Consider the following 583-nt stretch of genomic DNA (forward strand, 5'->3'; position numbering starts at 1 on the left):
CCAATCGGACACAGGCCATCTCCTTCATCCAAGATATATATGCGGTAATTCGGCAGCGGCTTACCAATAGAAACGCCATACTCACATGCCAACCCTGCTACGCTTGAACACGCCCCGACTGTCGCTTCCGTAGGTCCATAATGATTCGCGACTCGAAATTGATCCTCCGTAATTGACAATTGACCCAAAAGACTCGCACTAGCAGGTTCGCCACCTAACACAAGTAGGCCTCTCAGATTGTTGTCTCCATTCAATAAAGCAGAAGCCAATGAAGGCGTTGTCTTTAATACTTCTACATTGAATCTTTGTAATTCCCTTGAGAAGCGACCCATATCATGCATCGACCCCAAGGAAATCACTAGTAGACGTTTTCCCAATATGAGGCTGCCAAAAAGACATGTGTGCCCAAGATCAACTGCCAAAGAAGATCCCCATGCAAAAGTCTGGCCGCCTTCTAGTTCTAAACGCTCAGCAATACCAAATACATAGTTCGCGACGTTCCGGTGCTCTATCAGCACGCCCTTTGGCCTGCCCGTGGATCCCGAGGTGTAGATGCAGTAGATCAGGTCCGACGGAGAGCCGA

At 48.7% G+C, this 583-nt stretch carries 1 protein-coding gene; it reads right to left on the reverse strand.

The window, feature by feature from the left end:
* On the reverse strand, window positions 1-518 hold a 518-nt coding region (locus tag QEH53_RS23945; protein WP_309025763.1), incomplete at its 3' end, for an AMP-binding protein.
* Window positions 519-583 lie beyond the last annotated feature (65 nt).

Source organism: Pelagicoccus sp. SDUM812002, assembly GCF_031127835.1.
In the GTDB taxonomy this organism is placed as follows: Bacteria; Verrucomicrobiota; Verrucomicrobiia; order Opitutales; family Opitutaceae; genus Pelagicoccus.